General features: G+C 27.3%; 18 protein-coding genes. 16 read left to right on the top strand and 2 right to left on the bottom strand.

The genetic code is table 4. The annotated features are described in order from the left end of the window. Positions 1-72: 72 nt before the first annotated feature. The 4 genes from ACQH24_RS04430 to ACQH24_RS04415 all read left to right on the top strand — a co-directional run bounded on the left by ACQH24_RS04430 (position 73) and on the right by ACQH24_RS04415 (position 3,377). Positions 73-525 carry a hypothetical protein gene (locus tag ACQH24_RS04430; protein ID WP_425379434.1) on the top strand — a complete coding sequence of 151 codons (453 nt, stop codon included), beginning with the start codon at positions 73-75 and terminating at the stop codon, positions 523-525. 42 nt (positions 526-567) lie between these two features. Next, the gene (locus tag ACQH24_RS04425) at positions 568-1,233 is read left to right on the top strand and encodes a hypothetical protein (RefSeq protein WP_425379433.1); all 666 of its coding nucleotides are present in this window, start codon (positions 568-570) and stop codon (positions 1,231-1,233) included. Positions 1,234-1,248: 15 nt separating this feature from the next. Then, positions 1,249-1,629 carry a transcription antitermination factor NusB gene (locus tag ACQH24_RS04420; RefSeq protein WP_425379432.1) on the top strand — a complete coding sequence of 127 codons (381 nt, stop codon included), beginning with the start codon at positions 1,249-1,251 and terminating at the stop codon, positions 1,627-1,629. A gap of 143 nt (positions 1,630-1,772) precedes the next feature. After that, on the top strand, positions 1,773-3,377 hold the full coding sequence (locus ACQH24_RS04415) for an ABC transporter ATP-binding protein/permease (RefSeq protein ID WP_425379431.1): 1,605 nt from the start codon (positions 1,773-1,775) through the stop codon (positions 3,375-3,377). Between the two features lie 162 nt (positions 3,378-3,539). Here ACQH24_RS04415 and ACQH24_RS04410 read toward each other — a convergent pair whose 3' ends face one another. Together ACQH24_RS04410 and ACQH24_RS04405 are read right to left on the bottom strand one after the other, a co-directional pair. Next, on the bottom strand, positions 3,540-3,845 hold the full coding sequence (locus tag ACQH24_RS04410; RefSeq protein WP_126821266.1) for a hypothetical protein: 306 nt from the start codon (positions 3,843-3,845) through the stop codon (positions 3,540-3,542). Continuing rightward, positions 3,830-4,498, bottom strand: a complete 669-nt coding sequence (locus ACQH24_RS04405; protein WP_425379430.1) for a transposase — start codon at positions 4,496-4,498, stop codon at positions 3,830-3,832. The genes ACQH24_RS04410 and ACQH24_RS04405 overlap by 16 nt, the downstream gene beginning before the upstream one ends. Before the next feature lie 192 nt (positions 4,499-4,690). Between ACQH24_RS04405 and ACQH24_RS04400 the strand changes: the two genes are divergently transcribed. The 12 genes from ACQH24_RS04400 (at position 4,691) to ACQH24_RS04345 (ending at position 18,085) form a co-directional block, all read left to right on the top strand. Beyond that, on the top strand, positions 4,691-5,755 hold the full coding sequence (locus ACQH24_RS04400) for a glycosyl hydrolase family 18 protein (RefSeq protein WP_425379429.1): 1,065 nt from the start codon (positions 4,691-4,693) through the stop codon (positions 5,753-5,755). A 184-nt stretch (positions 5,756-5,939) separates the two neighbouring features. After that, positions 5,940-6,689 carry a hypothetical protein gene (locus ACQH24_RS04395; RefSeq protein ID WP_425379428.1) on the top strand — a complete coding sequence of 250 codons (750 nt, stop codon included), beginning with the start codon at positions 5,940-5,942 and terminating at the stop codon, positions 6,687-6,689. Between the two features lie 181 nt (positions 6,690-6,870). Next, entirely contained in the window at positions 6,871-7,146 is a 276-nt protein-coding gene (locus tag ACQH24_RS04390) for a co-chaperone GroES (RefSeq protein ID WP_425379427.1), read from the top strand. Positions 7,147-7,167: 21 nt separating this feature from the next. After that, positions 7,168-8,781, top strand: a complete 1,614-nt coding sequence (groL, locus tag ACQH24_RS04385) for a chaperonin GroEL (protein ID WP_425379426.1) — start codon at positions 7,168-7,170, stop codon at positions 8,779-8,781. 151 nt (positions 8,782-8,932) lie between these two features. Next, positions 8,933-11,074 (top strand): hypothetical protein, encoded by a 2,142-nt coding sequence (locus ACQH24_RS04380; RefSeq protein WP_425379425.1) that lies wholly within the window; start codon positions 8,933-8,935, stop codon positions 11,072-11,074. A gap of 1 nt (position 11,075) precedes the next feature. Beyond that, the gene (locus ACQH24_RS04375; protein WP_425379424.1) at positions 11,076-11,582 is read left to right on the top strand and encodes a hypothetical protein; all 507 of its coding nucleotides are present in this window, start codon (positions 11,076-11,078) and stop codon (positions 11,580-11,582) included. Between the two features lie 173 nt (positions 11,583-11,755). Further along, positions 11,756-13,048 (top strand): exodeoxyribonuclease VII large subunit, encoded by a 1,293-nt coding sequence (xseA, locus tag ACQH24_RS04370; protein ID WP_425379423.1) that lies wholly within the window; start codon positions 11,756-11,758, stop codon positions 13,046-13,048. After that, complete coding sequence (gene xseB / locus ACQH24_RS04365; RefSeq protein ID WP_425379422.1) at positions 13,038-13,259, top strand: exodeoxyribonuclease VII small subunit; 222 nt, start codon at positions 13,038-13,040, stop codon at positions 13,257-13,259. Before xseA ends, xseB begins: the two co-directional genes overlap by 11 nt. Before the next feature lie 6 nt (positions 13,260-13,265). Further along, a complete protein-coding gene (locus tag ACQH24_RS04360; protein ID WP_425379421.1) occupies positions 13,266-13,940 on the top strand; it encodes a hypothetical protein in 675 nt (224 codons plus the stop codon). A 13-nt stretch (positions 13,941-13,953) separates the two neighbouring features. After that, entirely contained in the window at positions 13,954-15,732 is a 1,779-nt protein-coding gene (locus tag ACQH24_RS04355; RefSeq protein ID WP_425379420.1) for a 1-deoxy-D-xylulose-5-phosphate synthase, read from the top strand. A gap of 66 nt (positions 15,733-15,798) precedes the next feature. Then, entirely contained in the window at positions 15,799-16,896 is a 1,098-nt protein-coding gene (locus ACQH24_RS04350) for an aminopeptidase P family protein (protein WP_425379419.1), read from the top strand. Between the two features lie 70 nt (positions 16,897-16,966). Continuing rightward, a complete protein-coding gene (locus ACQH24_RS04345) occupies positions 16,967-18,085 on the top strand; it encodes a hypothetical protein (RefSeq protein WP_425379418.1) in 1,119 nt (372 codons plus the stop codon). Positions 18,086-18,138: the final 53 nt, after the last annotated feature.

The following is an 18,138-nucleotide window of genomic DNA, read 5'->3' as shown; positions in this document are numbered from 1 at the left end:
ATTAATTATCAACTCGTTAACTATCAAACAAAATTAACAATTAAGAAAAGATAGAAGAGGAGGTAACGAGAAGTGATAACTGATATTAAAACAGGACATTTATATTTTTTACATAATGGGCAAATTATTTGTATTGATCGAATGAATAAAAATCAAATGTTTTTTGCTAATAATGAACAAGATTATAATCATTTTCTTAGTTATAATGTTTATACCGAAGATAGTGTTGCAAATGCCGCTAATAAAACAGATTTTATTTTATTACAAAATGTTAAATTGAATGGAAAATTATTATATTTATATCCAAATGAAATTAAGCTTTTAAAATTAGCGGAAATTAAAGCCCCATTATTACGTAATGGTATTCATATTCGTGTTCATGAAAAAATCTTTGATTATCAAGAAACATTAACACGAAAATATAATGATGATTTAATTGAATGGTTAATTGCTGAAGATGAAAGACGCCATCGTTTTCAAAATCAGAAACGAACTAGTCATTTTTGACATCGGAAGAAACCATAGGTTTCTTTTTTTACTTATGTTATTAAGAAGGGAGGAACAAGGATGTTAAACCGTAAGACACAACATTATTTAACAAAAATTCGTCAAGAATTAGGATTACCCAGGTTAGACTGAAAGCAAGAATTGCAATTAGAACAATATCGTTATTTTGATAAGATTTTTACTCGTTATGTTAAAACCGTTAATTATATGTGATATTTTAAAAATGTTGCTTTTTATGATGAGGTTAGTAAAATAACATATTATTTTCCACGATTAATTCTTACACGAAAAAACCTTTATTTTTTAAAATTACAAACATTAAATGCTCCAGTTATGACAACTCTTGTTGCTCCATTTTGAGAACAGGACAAGGCATTAATTACCTCACCAGTAGTGGTTCAACAGTTTATGATTAACCGGATGATGGAAATAATTAAAGCAAAACAGTTTTTACGAACAGCAGCAATTAATTTAGTTATTATTAATAGTAAGGAACCATTTACTATAACGGATTTATCAAATTATGGTAATATTCAAATAATTAATCAGCAAGAATATCATTGAAGTGATATAATAAAACATATTGAAAAAAATGATGACTTAACAGTGGACCTTTTAGCTGATGAAACAATTTTAATGCTGCATCATTTATTTGGTGTACACAGTCATCACCATAATTATCGATTACAAAAACAAATTTTATTTTGTTTATATCACTATATTTAAAAAGGAGTATCGCCCGTGTCAAAGCGCCAAGAACGGATTAATATTGTTAATTTATTATATCGTCATTTTGTTTTGCATCATGATGTTGTCACAACAAAACAGGAAGCCTATGATTTTTCACAAGTTGTAACAACAATTACAGAATCAGAACAAATTGATAATATTTTGGTAAACTTGCCAACAATTATTACTATTATTAATGATCATTTAAAAGCAGGTTGAAGTTTTGAAAGATTAAGTAATTATCATAAAGCAATTTTAGTATATGGTGTTCATGCCATTCATTATCAAAATTTAGCCAAAGCTATTGCTATTAATGAAATTTTGGAAATTTTAAAATTGTATAGTGAAGATACTGATTTTAGTTATATTAATTCAGTCCTAGATCAAATTTAAAGTTTTAATTTAATTAAAGCTAATTATTTATAAAATAACAGAAAAAAAGGTTAGATTATACTTTTTTTTTATTTTTTTTGATAAAATAAACAAGCATATTTATTGATTAAAATCGAATAAATATACTTAAGAAAGGGGTAACTATGAAACAAACAGTTGTAAAAGAACGCAAAGCGATTGATTCTTCTAAACCATTGGTTGAAGTTATTAATATAACAAAAAAGTACAAAAATAAAGTTGCTTTAAGTAATGTTAATTTAGTTATTAATCCTAGTGACCGGATTGGAGTAATTGGGGCAAATGGTAGCGGAAAATCAACATTAAGTGAAATTATCGGTGGAATTCGACAAGCAACATCGGGAAAAATAGTTCGTCAAGAAAACTTAACGATTGGGCTACAGTTTCAAGAATCAAAATATCCAATTGGAATTTCAGTTATGGATATGCTTAAATACTATTTAAATACATTTAATATTCCAATGACTGATAGCCAATTACGCGAATTGTTACGAACATATCAATTAATTGGAATGGAGAACAAATTTGTTGAGGGGCTTTCTGGTGGACAACAACAACGGTTAAATATTTTATTGTCAGTAATTTATGACCCAGACTTAGTTATTTTAGATGAAATTTCAACTGGATTAGACATTGAAGTGCGCTCAGAAATTTTCCACTTTTTAAGGGAAAACATTGTTGAAAAAGGAAAGGCAATGTTTTTAGTAACGCATATGATGAGTGAAGTTGAAGAATTTTGTGAAAAATATATTTATGTCCATAATGGTGAAATTAAAGAAGCTGGAATGGTAAAGGATATTGTTGAGAAATATGGTTCAGTCCATAACTTTACTTGACAAATGTTTGAACAAAATAAAAAAGCTGATTTAGATCAACAATTCCAAAAAATGGTTCAACAATCAAAACAAAATACTCGTGTAAATAAAGTCGATAAATGAATTTGTGATGGTCGAGTTCGGGGAAAAAACAAACCATTAATTGATTTAATGTTAAAATATTATTATAAAGGTTTTTTTGTCCCATTCTTTTTGATCATATATCCAATTTTATTATTATTTTTAAATGGATTTGCTTTCAAACAATTAGATACTAATTCAGGACAAAACATACATACTTTGGTTGCTGCAATTGCGATGGTTCAAGCAATGTCAGTTGGAATTTTTATTATTCCACAAACTATTTTAGAATTTAAAAATAGTGTTTTAATGAAACGAATTGGGGCAACAAATATTAAACCAGTTTTCTTTGTGTTATCAGTGATGTTAGTTGGATTAATTTTTATTATTGTATCATTTTTATGAACATTATTATGAGCAGGAATTTTCTTTGGACCAAGTTTTGGATGAAAACAAGTTGCGACGCCAAATTACTTGGGATCAGCAATTCCCTTTGTTATATTAGTTTTTATTTCAACAATTTCATTAGGAATGATGCTATCATCAATTTTTAAATCAACTACATCATTTATTGCTGGATCAAATGTTATTTTTATGCCAATTGCTTTTTTAAGTGGGGCTTTTATTCCGGCAGAATTAATTAATGGTAGTGATGTCTTATATTATGTTACTTATATCAATCCCTTTAAATATACTATGGATCCTTTCTTAAAAGCATGAAGTGGACAAGATTTTGTCTTTACGTCAACTTACGGAATTTATTTAGGAGTTTCGTTTGGCCTAATTGGTCTGTATATTGGGATTTCTGGTTGGAAACTACGTTGACAGGCATAATTTTCATTCACTCTTTAAATACTAATAATAGCAACTATTTTTTTTGCAATAAGTAAATAATTACTTTAATTTTGTCGAAAACTCTTGATGAAATAAAAAAATCATCAATATGACAATTTGAAAAATAATTTTGTTTAAGATCATGATTTTGCTTTAAATTTTTTAAACGTTAAAATATAATACCGTTGATTGTTGTTTTGGTGTTAAACCTTTATGTTGGTATTTTCATTTTCATAGATTTAAATAATTTTGAATATTAGTGAAACCCAAACCATGATAATGAATTAAGGCTTCTTTAAGACTCGATTGTAATTTACTAATCTTATTTAACTTTCGATAACTAGTATCAGGGTTTGTACTAGTTTTGGTAGAATATAGAGTAGAATTTGTTTGTTTTGCTACTAATAAATATAATGGTTGCATGTCAGAAATAATTATTGATTTTTCTTTAATTAATTGCTTATTCATATTTTCAATAATTCATTGTTTTTGTAATCGTTTTGTATTGGTGGATTGAACAAAATATTATTATTGCTATCAACTACCATTTGAATACAGCATTTGGTATTAGTTGAAAATGGATCAAGATGAGTTTTTCGTTTATCAAATTTATCTTTAAAATTACCTTTATGGATTTCTTTAATAAAAGTTTCATCAATTTGGATTTGACCATTTAATTTTTTAAATTTTAATTGAGTATTTTCTAATTGTTTTGATTGCATTAATTTTTGACGATTATATCAAGCAGTTTTTGGTGTTGTTTTAATAAAACGGGAAATTATTTTACTAGATTGTCCTAATAATGAAATTTGAATTAATAAATTTCACTGTTCATAATTTAAATGACTTCAATAAGTAAAATGATGACGAAAAGCATCAAAACTAGCACGACATTTTTTACATAAATATTTTTGTTTTCCTTCGGGATTATGACCATTTTTAACACAATGATAAGATTTACAATCAGGACATATAATGCCTTTATCTCTAAATTTTTGATCAATTTCATTTAAACGTTTTTGTTTTTTGATTACTTCTGCTTCTTTTTTTATTTTTTCAGCAAATTCTAAAAATTGATCATCTGTAAAACTGTTTTTTAATTCTGTAATTATTTTTTCCATCAATTATTTACCTCTATATATTAAAAATATACCTAAAATTAGATATATTCTATAAATATCAAGAGTTTTCGACAAAATTAAAGAATAATTATAATCTTTATAAATTATATTATTTACTTTTTTATTTTTCCTTAGTAAAATAAAGGTAGGGAAAACCGCTGAAAATATTTTATAAGGAAAGGAATTATTATTATGAATAGTTTGATATCATTATTGAGCACATTAACGTTAGTAACAAGTGCTCCGTTATCATTAACAAATAGTAATCTTACCACTTATCATAATTCACAAGAACATAAACCAATTTTAGTTGGTTACTGGCACAATTGAGAGGATGGTGCGGGATATAAAGGCGGAATAGCTAAGTATCTTGATTTAGGTGAAGTTCATCATGAATATGATTTCATTAATGTTTCATTTATGAAATCATATAAAATTGGTGATATTCCAACTTTTGTTCCAGAAGTACCACATAAAGAATCACTTAATCAAAGTGAAAAAAATTATTATTTTGCTAATCAAGTTAAATTTGTGCAAAAGCGTGGCCAAAAAGTTATTTTATCATTAGGAGGTGCTGATGCTCATATTTCTTTAAAAGCTAGTGATGAGCATGCTTTTAATCAAGAAATCCGCAATTTAGTAGATAAATTTGGATTTGATGGCATTGATATTGATTTAGAGCAAGCAGCAATTACGGCAGGAGATAATGAGTACATTATTCCTAAAGTTTTAAATGACCTTAAAGCCTATTACAAAAAAAATGACAAAGAGTTTTTAATTACGATGGCACCAGAATTTCCATATTTACGAACAACTGGAAATCAAGGCAAGTATTTATCATATTTAAAAGCTTTAGGTGATAATCTTGATTTTGTTAGTCCACAATTTTATAACCAAGCAGGCGATGGAGTTAATGTCCCATTTGAAGAACAACAAGCTTTAGGTTTTAATGGTTGATGATTAACACAAAATGATGCCAAGTATAAAGCAGAGTTCTTATATTTAATTGCAAAATATATCGTGCAAGGAAAAGATAATTTTTATCAAATTCCAGCCGAAAAATTATTATGAGGATTACCAGCGAATAATGATGCGGCCGCAAATGGTCAAGTTAAAACAGATGACATTAGACAGGCCACAGATTTATTAAAAGAACAAAATATTTATTTAAAAGGAATGATGACTTGATCAGTTAACTGGGATGCAGTCACAGCATGAAATTTTGTTGCAACCTATAAAAATGAATTTTATCAATAGAATATTATTAAAATAATTAATATATTATTTATATGAACCCATTTTGGGTTCTTTTTATGTGTCAAAAATGATGAAACTTGGGATATTAAAATTTATGACATAAATATTGTCTTTTTTTTTTTTTTTTGGCATAATAAAAAAGATATTACGGAGGTAATATACAAAAAAAAGAGGCCCCTTTAAAATGCAAAAAGCAAAACAAAAATCTTTGCAAAGAAATTATTGTTTTTATGTTATATTTGCAATTATTCCATTATTTTGTGTCTTATTGGATTTATTCTTTTCAACAATCCAACCTGATCCACAATATGGGGATTCAACAATAAATTTTGATTTTTCAATTATTAATCAATCAATTTATTTATCAGTATGAATTGCTTTAGCAACAGCAAATTATGGAATTTTAAATTGAACGCATTGTCATACTAAAAACATGCCAAAATGAATCACTGGGAAAAATAACTTAACTTGGATTACAACTTTGAATTTAATAACTTTTATTGTTTTTAATGCAACATTATTAATTAGTCCAACAAATGTCGTTGGATTTAATACATGGTATAAGATTTTGAAATCAGTGTTAGAACATATCTTGACTCCAATTATTGTTATTATTTATTACTTTTTGTTTACAACAAAGAGTATTGCAACAATGCAATATTGTAAAAAATATAGTTGATATAACTTAATTTTAATTATTTGTTATTTATTATATGTTTTAATCCGTGGAATAATGTTAATAAGGTTTATGCCGGAAGGGAAAGAACCGTTTACGCCGTTTCCATATGAACAACTAAATCCATTTAAGGTTGGTTTCCCTATCTTTTTCGGGGGTGTTATTAGTTTATTAATTATTGTCATTGGATTAGCGATCCTATTAAATTCTTTAAGTAATTTTCGAAATAAGAATGGTAAGGTGTTATTGACTTTTTAATTTTGAGGAAATAATTATCTATTTTCAATATTAATTTAAATTAGAAACAAAAAAACAAATTAGCATTTGTTTTTTTGTTTCTAAGGAAAAAATGCTTGCAATTAGGGCTAAAATTTGTTAAATATATTATTGGCAGTTACATATGCCATTTGCTAAATATCATAAATAAGGAGGGATTTTGATGATTAAGCCATTAGGCAAAAATATTGTCTTAGCAAAAGAAGAAAAAGAACAAACTTTTATTAATGGAATTTATTTACAAGAAGATGAAAAAAGCAAAAGTCATATCGGGAAGATAATTGCAATTAGTACCGAAGTTGAAAAAGAACAAAAGTTTGAAGGAAAAATAAACAATAAAGTTCTTTATCGTGAATATGCTGGGACCGAAGTCGAATATGATAATAAAAAATTAGTTTTAATTTCTGTTGAAGATATCTTAGCTATTATTGAAGGCTAAAATTTAAGGGGGAAACAAGTTATGGCAAAATCAATTAAATTTTCAGAAGATGCAAGAATGATGTTACTTAACGGTATTAATAAATTGACTGATGCGGTTAAAGTAACATTAGGACCAAAAGGAAAACACGTTTTACTAGAAAAAGAATATGGTTCACCATTAATTACAAATGATGGTGTTACGATTTCAAAGGAAATTGAATTAAGCAATCATTTTGAAAATATGGGAGCAAAATTAGTAGCTGAAGTCGCTAACAAAACAAATGACGTTGCTGGTGATGGGACAACAACAGCTATTGTTTTAACACAAGCAATTGTTAAAGAAGGATTAAAAAATGTTACTGCTGGAGCTAATGCGGTTGCAATTCGAAATGGAATTGAAAAAACAGTTAAAGCAATTGTTGAATTATTGCAACAATCAGCAAAACAAATTAAAACTAAAGCAGAAATTGCCCAAGTTGCTAGTGTTAGTTCCAAAGATCCAGAAATTGGTAATTTAATTGCCGAAATTATGGAAAAAGTTGGTAATGATGGTGTTATTACAATTGAAGAATCAAAAACAATTGATACTGAATTAAGCATTACTGAAGGACTACAATTTGATAAAGGTTATTTATCACAATATATGGTAACTGATAGTGAAAAAATGTTAGCAGAATTTGAAAATCCTTATATTTTAATTACTGATAAAAAAATTAGTAATATGAAGGAAATTCTACCAATCCTAGAAAAAATTGTTGAAGAAGGAAAACCATTATTAATTATTGCTGATGATGTGGATGGCGATGTTTTACCAACATTATTACTAAATAAAATGCGGGGAGCATTTAATATTTGTGTCGTTAAAGCACCAGACTTTGGAGATAATCGGAAAAATCTATTAGAAGATATTGCTATTTTAACTAATGCAAAATTTGTCAATAGTGAATTAGGAATGGATTTCAAAACACTTACTTTAGCTGATTTAGGAACAGCAAAAAAAGTAATTGTTTCAAAAGATACGACAACAATTATTGAAGGAAGCTGTAAGAAAACTGATTTAGAAGCACGAAAAGAGTTTATTCGTGGGCAAATTAAAAGTGTAACAACTCCATTTGAACAAGAAAAATTACAAAAGCGTTTAGCAAAATTAGCTGGTGGTGTTGGAATTATTCGAGTTGGAGCACCAACTGAAACGGAAATGAAAGAAAAAAAATTACGAATTGAAGATGCTTTAAATTCAACAAAAGCAGCAGTTGAAGAAGGAATTGTTCCTGGTGGGGGAACGGCTTTAGTTCAAGTTGGTCAAAAATTAACTAATTTAAAATTAAATGAAGAAGAAAAATTGGGGTTAAATATTGTCTTACGGGCAATTGAGGAACCAGTTCGTCAAATTGCGGCAAATGCTGGGGTTGATGGATCAATTATTGTTAATAAATTAAAAGAACAAACTGATAATATTGGTTATAATGCTGCGACAAATGTATGGGAAAATATGATTACGGCTGGAATTGTTGATCCTGTTAAAGTAACAAGATATGCGTTACAACATGCTGGCAGTGTTAGTGCGTTATTGTTAACAACTGAAGCAGTTGTGGTAAATAATACCGAAGACAAACAACCAAAAATGCCAAGTTACCCTGATTTGGGAATTTAACAGAAGACTAAACATTTAATTTAAACAAAAAACAAGTTTTACTTATTTTTTGTTTTTTTATTAAAATAAAAAAAGAATATTATTTGTTAATATAAAAAAGGAGTATTTGGGAATATGAAAAAAATGTTAAGTTCTTTAGAGGTATTGACAAATGTTTAAGAAAGTTACAATGTCATTGATTTTATTTTTAACAATTTTTACCGCAATCACAGCTATTGTTTTATTTGTTAAAAAAAATAGTTTTATGCGTAGTGTTTGATTAGATGGCTGCCAACCGGTAACACAAAGTCACAATAATGATAAAACTCCCTATGTTCATACTTTTTTTGGTAGTCAACATGATAATTATGCTTTATATCAGCCAACTGAAGAAAGTAATGATTTAAAAAATGCAACATTTTATGGTAATTTACAAAATTATAATAATTGTATTAATCCTAGTGTTAATTTACAATTGTGAAAACAAGATTTTATTAATACACAGTTAGTTGTTAAAACCAATAATTATGACATTAATGATTTAACAGCAAAGGTTGTTAATAGTGAGGAGTTGGCAAAAGATAATGTAACAGTACAAATTGGTTTTAATCGATTCATTTATGCCTCATATTCGTTAACAAATCAACGAATGCTAAATCCATATGGAATTAATGAAAAGTTATTAGTTCCGGATGCCATTACAACAAATGTAGTTGAACAGAATGCTTACAAAAATAAAGTGTATATTTTGTGAATCAAAATTATGAGTTTTAATCACAAAGTTATTGCTAAACCAGGAAATTATTCGATTAACATTAGCCTAACTGGGAATATACCAGAAACAAAGGCAACTAATATTATTTTAAGTAACAATGAAATTCAAGTTAAAGTAGATGATTTATTACTACCAGCAGATCAAAAAAAATCTGATTTTGATATTTATTCATTTTTTGGTTGAAGTGCGGGATATTATAATAATTATCAAGTCCCAGCAATTATTAAAAATAGAAAAGATAATATTGAATATATTGATTATAATTGAGACCGTTATTGATTACCAGAAAACACCTATTTGCACGATGTGTTGGGGATGGATTATTTTCAAAGTTCGATTTCATTAAATGAACGAAAAAACACCGAATGGCACAATAATTGATTAGATGGTAACAAGGTTCAAACATTTTTACCATGACGTTATAGTAGCAAAAAAGGTTTATATATTGCTGATGAAGATTGAAAAGCATGAGATTATTATATGGATAAAATGGCAAATGTTGGCTATACAAAAGCTTTATTAAGTGGTTGGCAAGCAGCTTGAAATACTTCTTATAAAACTAATGAGGTTTGGAACGATGATAACGAAGATTATATGCCAATTAGTATGAATATGTATGTTGAAGATGGTATAAAAAATAATGAATGATTTTTACAGCAACTATTAAATCATATTAAAATAGTTAAACCACAATGGACTAAAACTGTGACACCATATCTTTATATTGATGAATTACCAGGTTCGGCAATTGGTAAATATTTAAAATTAATTCAAAAATATGATCCTAACCGTGAATATATTAAATTAGCAGCTTGTGATTGAGAGCGTGATATTGATTATTCGGATCCTGCAACTTATGAAGTTGATATTTTACATATTTATTTCCTAGATATTTATAATGAACAAAATAGTAAATTTATGAATTTAGTAAAACAACGGAATGAAAAAGGACTTATCACTGGTCAGTATTCTTTAGATGCGGATAATACTTTTAATCTAATTCGCTCGGAACCGGGAGTCAGTTCTTATTTTCAATTAGCATTATTAAAACAAAATACTCCACATTATATGCGTTATTTGTTAAATGGATGAACGAACACAGCATATTGATCGGCTGATTATGATGAGCACACTGGTTTAGTTTATATTGCTGGTGATACAATGTTTGCTTATCCATCAATTGCAAATCCTGATCCAAATAACAATAATAAAGCTGATTTTAATCCTTCAACAAGATTAGATGCAATTGCTTATGGGGTTAATATGAATAATAAAATTATGTATTTAAATAAATTAAACTTAATTCTAAATTATCAGACAATGATGTCATATATTAATAGCAATGTTAAATTAAGTAAACCAACTAGTCATAGTAAATTTAATTTTAATTATGATGCTTTGACAGCTACAAGTAATATTAAAATTTCAAATTCATTTTTATATCGATTTTTAACACGAAATAATATTGATGAAGTAATGGTTGTTAAAACATTTGAAAATATTATCAATAAAATTGTTGCAACATATTTAGGAGGTTAATATGATTCCATTTTATTTAGTGATTATTGAAATTTTTATTTACTTATCATTGGCAATATGAATGATTGGGACAACATATTTGATATATGGTTATATTCAAACTTTTTTACATCAGAAACGAGTTGTTTCTTGAATTTTTCTAGGTGTCAATATTGTTACAACATTAATATTATTAATTTTAGTAATCTTATCATTATTAGCAATTTTTGACCCCGCTATTTTTGGGAATGGTGATATTTCCAATGAAGCAACGTTATTAAATATTGCTTATTTTTCTATAAGTACTTTAATTTCAGCAATATTATGAGTAATTTATTTAAGTACTTGTTCGTTATATTTTACAGTTTATCAAAAAGATGAGCGTCTTTATTTATTTGGTAGTTTTTTTAATCAAATTAAAAACAAACAGGTAGTTGCTAATAAGCATGTTTTAATCTATCGAAATAAAATTTTCTTTACTATTATTTTTCGTTTTTCTAAAACTTATCAGTATTTAAATAACAAGTAAAGTTTAAAACAAATCCAATTAGTAAAAAGGATTATTGTCAAAATAAAGAATTTTAAAGATGAATTAACAGTCCTTTTTTGAAAGAACTACTAAAATTAGTTTAATTTTAAACTAATTTTCATACTTTTCAATGATATTATTAATTGGAAGAAAATGGTTTGTGGAGGATTTTTATGGGTAAAAATATTTATACTGTTAGCGAAGTTAATGCGTATTTAAAAACATTAATTGAACAAAATTCTAATTTTATTAATATTTCTTTGCAAGGAGAAGTTTCTAATATTACAAATCATTCATCGGGGCATATTTATTTTACAATTAAAGATGATAAAGCCCAAATTAAAGCAATTATGTTTGCTTTTAATGCGAAAAATTTACAATTTAAATTAAAAGATGGTCTAAAGATTGTTGCAACAGGTTCAATAAAAGTTTATGAACCACAAGGAACATATAGTTTGCAAGTTACTAGTTTATCTTTACATGGTGTAGGAGAATTGTTCTTAAAATATGAGGCATTAAAACAAGAGTTAACTAAAAAAGGATGATTTGATCAATCTTTGAAAAAACCAATTCCACGGTTTCCAACGAATATTGGAGTAGTAACAGCACCAACGGGCGCCGCAATTCGTGATATTATTACTACAATTCATCGTCGTTATCCCCAAGCTAATATTTATTTGTTTCCGAGTTTAGTTCAAGGTAGTGATGCAAAGTATGATATTCAGAATAAGATTAAAGCAGCATTAACTTTTAAACCAAAAATTGATACATTGATTGTTGGTCGTGGTGGGGGTAGCATTGAAGATTTATGAGCTTTTAATGAATTGGAAGTTGTTGAAGCAATTTATCAAGCAACAATTCCCGTTATATCTGCTGTTGGCCATGAAATAGATTTTACCTTAGCAGATTTTGTTAGTGATTTACGAGCTCCAACTCCAACCGCCGCTGCCGAGTTAGCAACTCCTGATCAAAAGGAACTAGTGAATTATATAACACAACAACGTCGGAATTTAATGACAATTATTAAAACAAAAGTTGATAAATTAGTTACGAAAGTAAGTGAATTAAAAAATAGTTATGCATTAACAAAACCACAAGCACTGTATGCGCAGCAAGCACATTCTTATCAATTATTAGTAAAACACTTTAATGCTTGTCAAGAAACATTTTTCTTAGCAAATAAGAATGTTATTCAAAATTATTATCAAAATTTAATGACATTAATGCAGCAGCAAATTTTAACAATTGAATATAGTAAGAATAACTTATTAAGTAAATTAGACTTATTAAGTCCTTTAAAAACATTAACACGAGGATATAGTATTACGTATAATAATGATAAAAATGTATTAACATCAATTCAACAAGTAACAAGGAATGATATAATAATGACACGGGTCCAAGATGGGATTATTCAGTCAGTTGTACAAACAATTAAGAAGGATGGTGAAGAAAATGGTGGATAATAAATCATTTGAACAAGTTTTAGAACAATTAAAAGAAATTGTTAATAATTTAGAAAATAATCAGTTGCCATTAGATCAGGCAATTGATGCTTTTGAAGCAGGTATTAAATTAACAAAATTAGCAGAAACTAAGTTACAAGATATTAAAGATAAAGTTACTAAAATTGTCAAAGATAATAATTCAACTGATTTTAAAGTTGATGAAGAATAGTTTAATATGGCAGGACAAATTTTTGAACGAAGTGGTTGAGTTAAAAAAAATAACATTAAAATTAAGAAAAAGTTATTTTCGTTAAAATTAAGCCGAGTTGTTTTAAAAGATTTTAAAACATTTGATAAAAAAGATATTCTTATTAAAAATTTTGTTTATTTATTACGATTAAATAATTTTGATGAAAAAGAATATTTTGATAGTGTTATCCTAATTAAGTTAGTTTTAATTTATTATCATATGCAATATATTCGTCATCCAGGTGTAAAACTAGAAGAAATTCAAATTTTAAAAGTAATTAAAGAATTAGAACAAAAAGTATTAATTAATAAGATTAATACTAATTATGAAAAAGAAATTTTTGCTAATACTAACATTAGTGACTCAAATATTATAAAATATTATCACTTTGATTTATTATATAATTTTATTGCAAATATTTTTTATCAACCTTTTATTAAAAACAAGGATGCTAAATTATATTTTGATTATGGTTATTATCTTGTTTTTTTAATTAATTTAACCGTAATGAAAAAATTATTCAAAGATAGTGCAAATGTTGAAATTTATAAAATTAAGTTAGATGTAACAGCCAGTTGCCATTATTTAATTGGCGAAATTACATCATTATATTTCAATAATTTTATACAACAAATTAATTATTTTTTGCAAAAATATTAAGCGGGGTTAAAAGATGAAATTAAAAGATTATCAAAATCATTATGATCTAAAAGATTTAAAAACAAAAGCATTAATTGAATTAGCTAATGATGTTCGCCAATTAATTATTGAAACCGTAACTAAAAATGGGGGACATTTAGCTAGTAATTTAGGAGCAGTTGAATTGACAATTAGTTTGCTAAAGACGTTTGATATTGATCATAATGATATTATTATTTTTGATACTGGTCATCAAACTTATGCTTATAAAATTCTAACTGATCGAAAAAGATATTTTTCAACTATTCGTTTATCTAATGGATTAGCTGCTTTTCAGCATGTTAAAGAAAGCAAATATGATTATATTTCAAATGGTCATGCTGGAACAGGATTATCAACAGCGATTGCATATAGTTATAATTCGCAATATAATAATATTATTTGTGTTATTGGGGATGCTGCGTTTACAAATGGGTTAACTTTAGAAGCATTAACACACTTAGGAATGTTGCCAAATAAGATTATTGTTGTTCTTAATGATAACGGTATGAGCATTTCAAAAAATGTTAATATTTTACATACAGCAGTTAGTAAAGTTCGAACAGGTTGATTATATCGTAGTGCTAGTAAAATCTCGAAAGTATTACGCTATATTCCACCATTTACATTATTATGATTAGCACATTTATTGGTAGAAAAAATTATTCATAGTTTTGCGATACCAGGTTTATTTGCAGGGTTTCGATTAGATTATATTGGGACAGTTGATGGTCATAATTTTCGAAAGTTAAATAAAAGTTTGCACCAAGCAAAAAAAACTCTAACTAGTGTTGTTGTCCATGTTAAAACAAAAAAAGGTTATGGTTATGGTTTGACTCAAGCGGAACAAGAAAAATGTCATTCATATAGTTTAAAAGATACTAAAGATTCTGAATGAAGTTATTATGTTGCCCAAACAGTTAAAGAAACATTTCAAACTGCAGCAGAAAAATTTTACTTCATTTCTGCTGCAATGCAAGCTTCAATTTATTTAGAAGAATTTATGCTTGAAAATCCACAGTATTGTATTGATGTTGGTTTAGCTGAAGAGCATGCAGTTACTTTAGCATCCGGTTTTTCATTAGATCATCAACATGTCGTTGTTAGTATGTATGCTAGTTTTTTACAACGAACTTATGATCAAATTTTACATGATGTTATTCGCAATCGATTACCTGTTATTTTTTTAATTGATCGTGCTGGTTTATCACTTGGTGATGGTGATAGTCATCATGGAATTTATGATGTTGGTTTTTTAAATAGTATGGGTGATATTCCAATTATCAGTCAACCGGCAACTAGTGCTGAATTTGATCAATTGTTTAAATTAGCGCTTAGAAATAAAGAAAATCCCTTTTTTATTCGTTATCCAAAAGGTGGAATTGTTCATCAACCCTTAACGCAAGAATTTCAGATTGGTCAATGAGAATATGTTATTCAAAATGCAAAAGCAACAATTTTATTAATAACTTATGGTAATAATGTAGTAAAAGCACAAGCAATTATTACTAAATTAGGAACAAATAAAATTAATCTTATTAATGCAAGATTTATTAATCCGGTTGACCAAATTATGTTAAAGCAAATTAAAGCAGGGGGTTATCAACATATTGTTGTTTTTGAGGAAGTTATTAAACAAACAGGATTATATGCTAAAATTATTAATTTTTTACCAGTTACCAAAACAATTATTTCTTATTATGGTTACCAAAATGGATTAGACAAAAATACAACAAATAATCTGGAAGAAATCTTACAAAATTTAATTAATTAAATCAAAAAACCTTGTATTCTATAAGAATAAGGGTTAAATTTATATATAAGCAAAAGGAGAACGAGTATGAAAGAATATGTTAAAGTTAAATTAAATAAACAAACACAATTAGAGCAATATTTACAAAAACATGAAGTGGACGGAATTTTATTTCATTCTACGGTTAATCGTTTTTGATTTTCTGAATTTGAATCATCAGAAGGCTATTTATTATTTACAAAAAATGAATCAATTTTATATTTAGATGGTCGATATATTACTGCTGGGAAAAAACAAGCTAAAAATGTTACCCATGTATTAGAAATGACAACAAATAATTCTGGGGGATTTTTTGATATATTAAAAGATGATTTAAACAGAAATAAAGTAAAAGTATTAGCTTTCGAAAGTGACTATTTAACATATTTAACCTATCAAAATTTAGCGGCAAATTTATCAAATGTTAACTTGAAACCTGTTGATTTTACAGAATTACGAGTTATTAAAACAAATGGTGAAATCAGTGCTTTTAAACAAGCATGTGCAATTGGCGATATTGCTATTAATAATGTTATTAAAACAATTAAACCAGGGATGACTGAGCGTCAAGTTGAACAAATTATTATTAATAGTTTTATTGAAGCTGGGGCTGATAAACCAAGCTTTGACACAATTGTTGCATCGGGATGACGGGGAGCGTTGCCACATGGCCGTGCCACAGATAAGATCATTGAAAATAATGAATTAATAACAATTGATTTTGGTTGTATTTATAAAGGTTATTGTTCAGATACCACTCGGACAATTGGATTAGGAAAACCATCCGATAAAATGCTAGAGATTTTCAATGTTGTTTATAACGCCCAAAAACTTGGGATTGAAGCAATTAAACCAGGTGTTACAACAGCAACAATTGATAAAATTTGTCGTGACTATATTACAAGTAAAGGTTATGGGCAATATTTCACCCATTCAACTGGTCATGGGGTTGGAATTGAAATTCATGAATTTCCCCGTGTATCACCATTTTGTAATGTTCCATTAGCACCGGGAATGATTATTACTGTTGAACCAGGGATTTATATTCCTGATGTTGGTGGCGTTCGAATTGAAGATGATATTTTAGTAACAGACAATGGATATGAACTTTTAACAGAAGCAAAGCGGGATTTAATTTTAATTTAGTCTAATGAAATTGACAAAAACACAAATTACTTTTTTCATCTTTTTTATTTTAATGCTTTTGTTTCTATTATTGTCAATTATATTAATTGTATTTTCTGGAAATCAAATTCATAAATTACTTGCTAATAATCAATCGCAAGTTTTGTCAGGAATTAATTCCTATGGAGAAGATATTTCTGCTCCAAAAAATTTTCCATCAGCTTTTTGACTAATGCAATATGGAATTAATTTTATCTTTTCAATGAAAATTATTAATAACCTTAATATGCAAAAAGTGACAACTAATTTAGTACTTTTATATCAAATCGGATATTTTTTCTTGATAATTGTTGTTCCGGTATGGGGGGTTAGTTTTTTATTAACAGTTCTTGTTTGATTATTAACATTACAAAAAACATTGGTAACCGCACCTCCAGTTACAGAAAAAAGTGATGAGCAGTTATTAAACGATTTAAAAATTAATATGAATCAAGTCCAAGATTATTTAATTCAATTACATAATGAAGTAAAAGCTTTAAAAAAATTTACAGGATTAATTACGCCAAAATCAAAGCCGACGGTAACACAAGTGAGAGATGAAGAAGTTGAAAATCATAATGTTGATTTAGATATAATTCAAGAAAAATTAGGTTCTTATCAAGGGCGACAAGCAACTGAGATGTTAAAAACAGTTGATCGGGATGAATTTGAACGAACAAATAGTGGGATTGAACGACCAATTAGTTTAGTTAAACCAACAGAATATATTATGCCAAAACGTGAAAAAAGTTCTAGTAATGCTTTCCCAACGCAACAATTTTTATCAACAAAAATGTTAACAGATTTTGATCAGAAAAAAGTTGAAGAAGAGGTTACACCTCATGATTCAGAACCAAATGGTCCAGAATTAACAACGGATGAGAGTTTTAAAGCATTTCCATTAGAATTTAATGATCCAACAGTGATTGAAAATAAAGAATTTCGAGAAAAAGTAGGATTTAATTTAAATGATTATGATTATACAACTGGTAATAAGATTAATGAAACTGAATTTCAAATCGTTTATCAGGTTGGGGACCGGATAATGGACAATGATATTGAATATGAGATTTTATTAGTGGTTCCTCGTCAAATTAAGGATATTGTAATGTATGAATTAACATTAAAATCAACTGTTGATGAAACAATCAAATCAGTTATGAAAAAATAATTTACATTTTTTAAATATGATTTTGTTAAAGCGAAAGCTTAACAGAAATTAAT

This window comes from Spiroplasma endosymbiont of Stenodema calcarata (assembly GCF_964031205.1).
Lineage (GTDB): Bacteria > Bacillota_I > Bacilli_A > Mycoplasmatales > Mycoplasmataceae > Spiroplasma.
The sequence above is the reverse complement of the archived record's forward strand: the minus strand, read 5'-3'. Positions and strand labels throughout refer to the sequence as shown.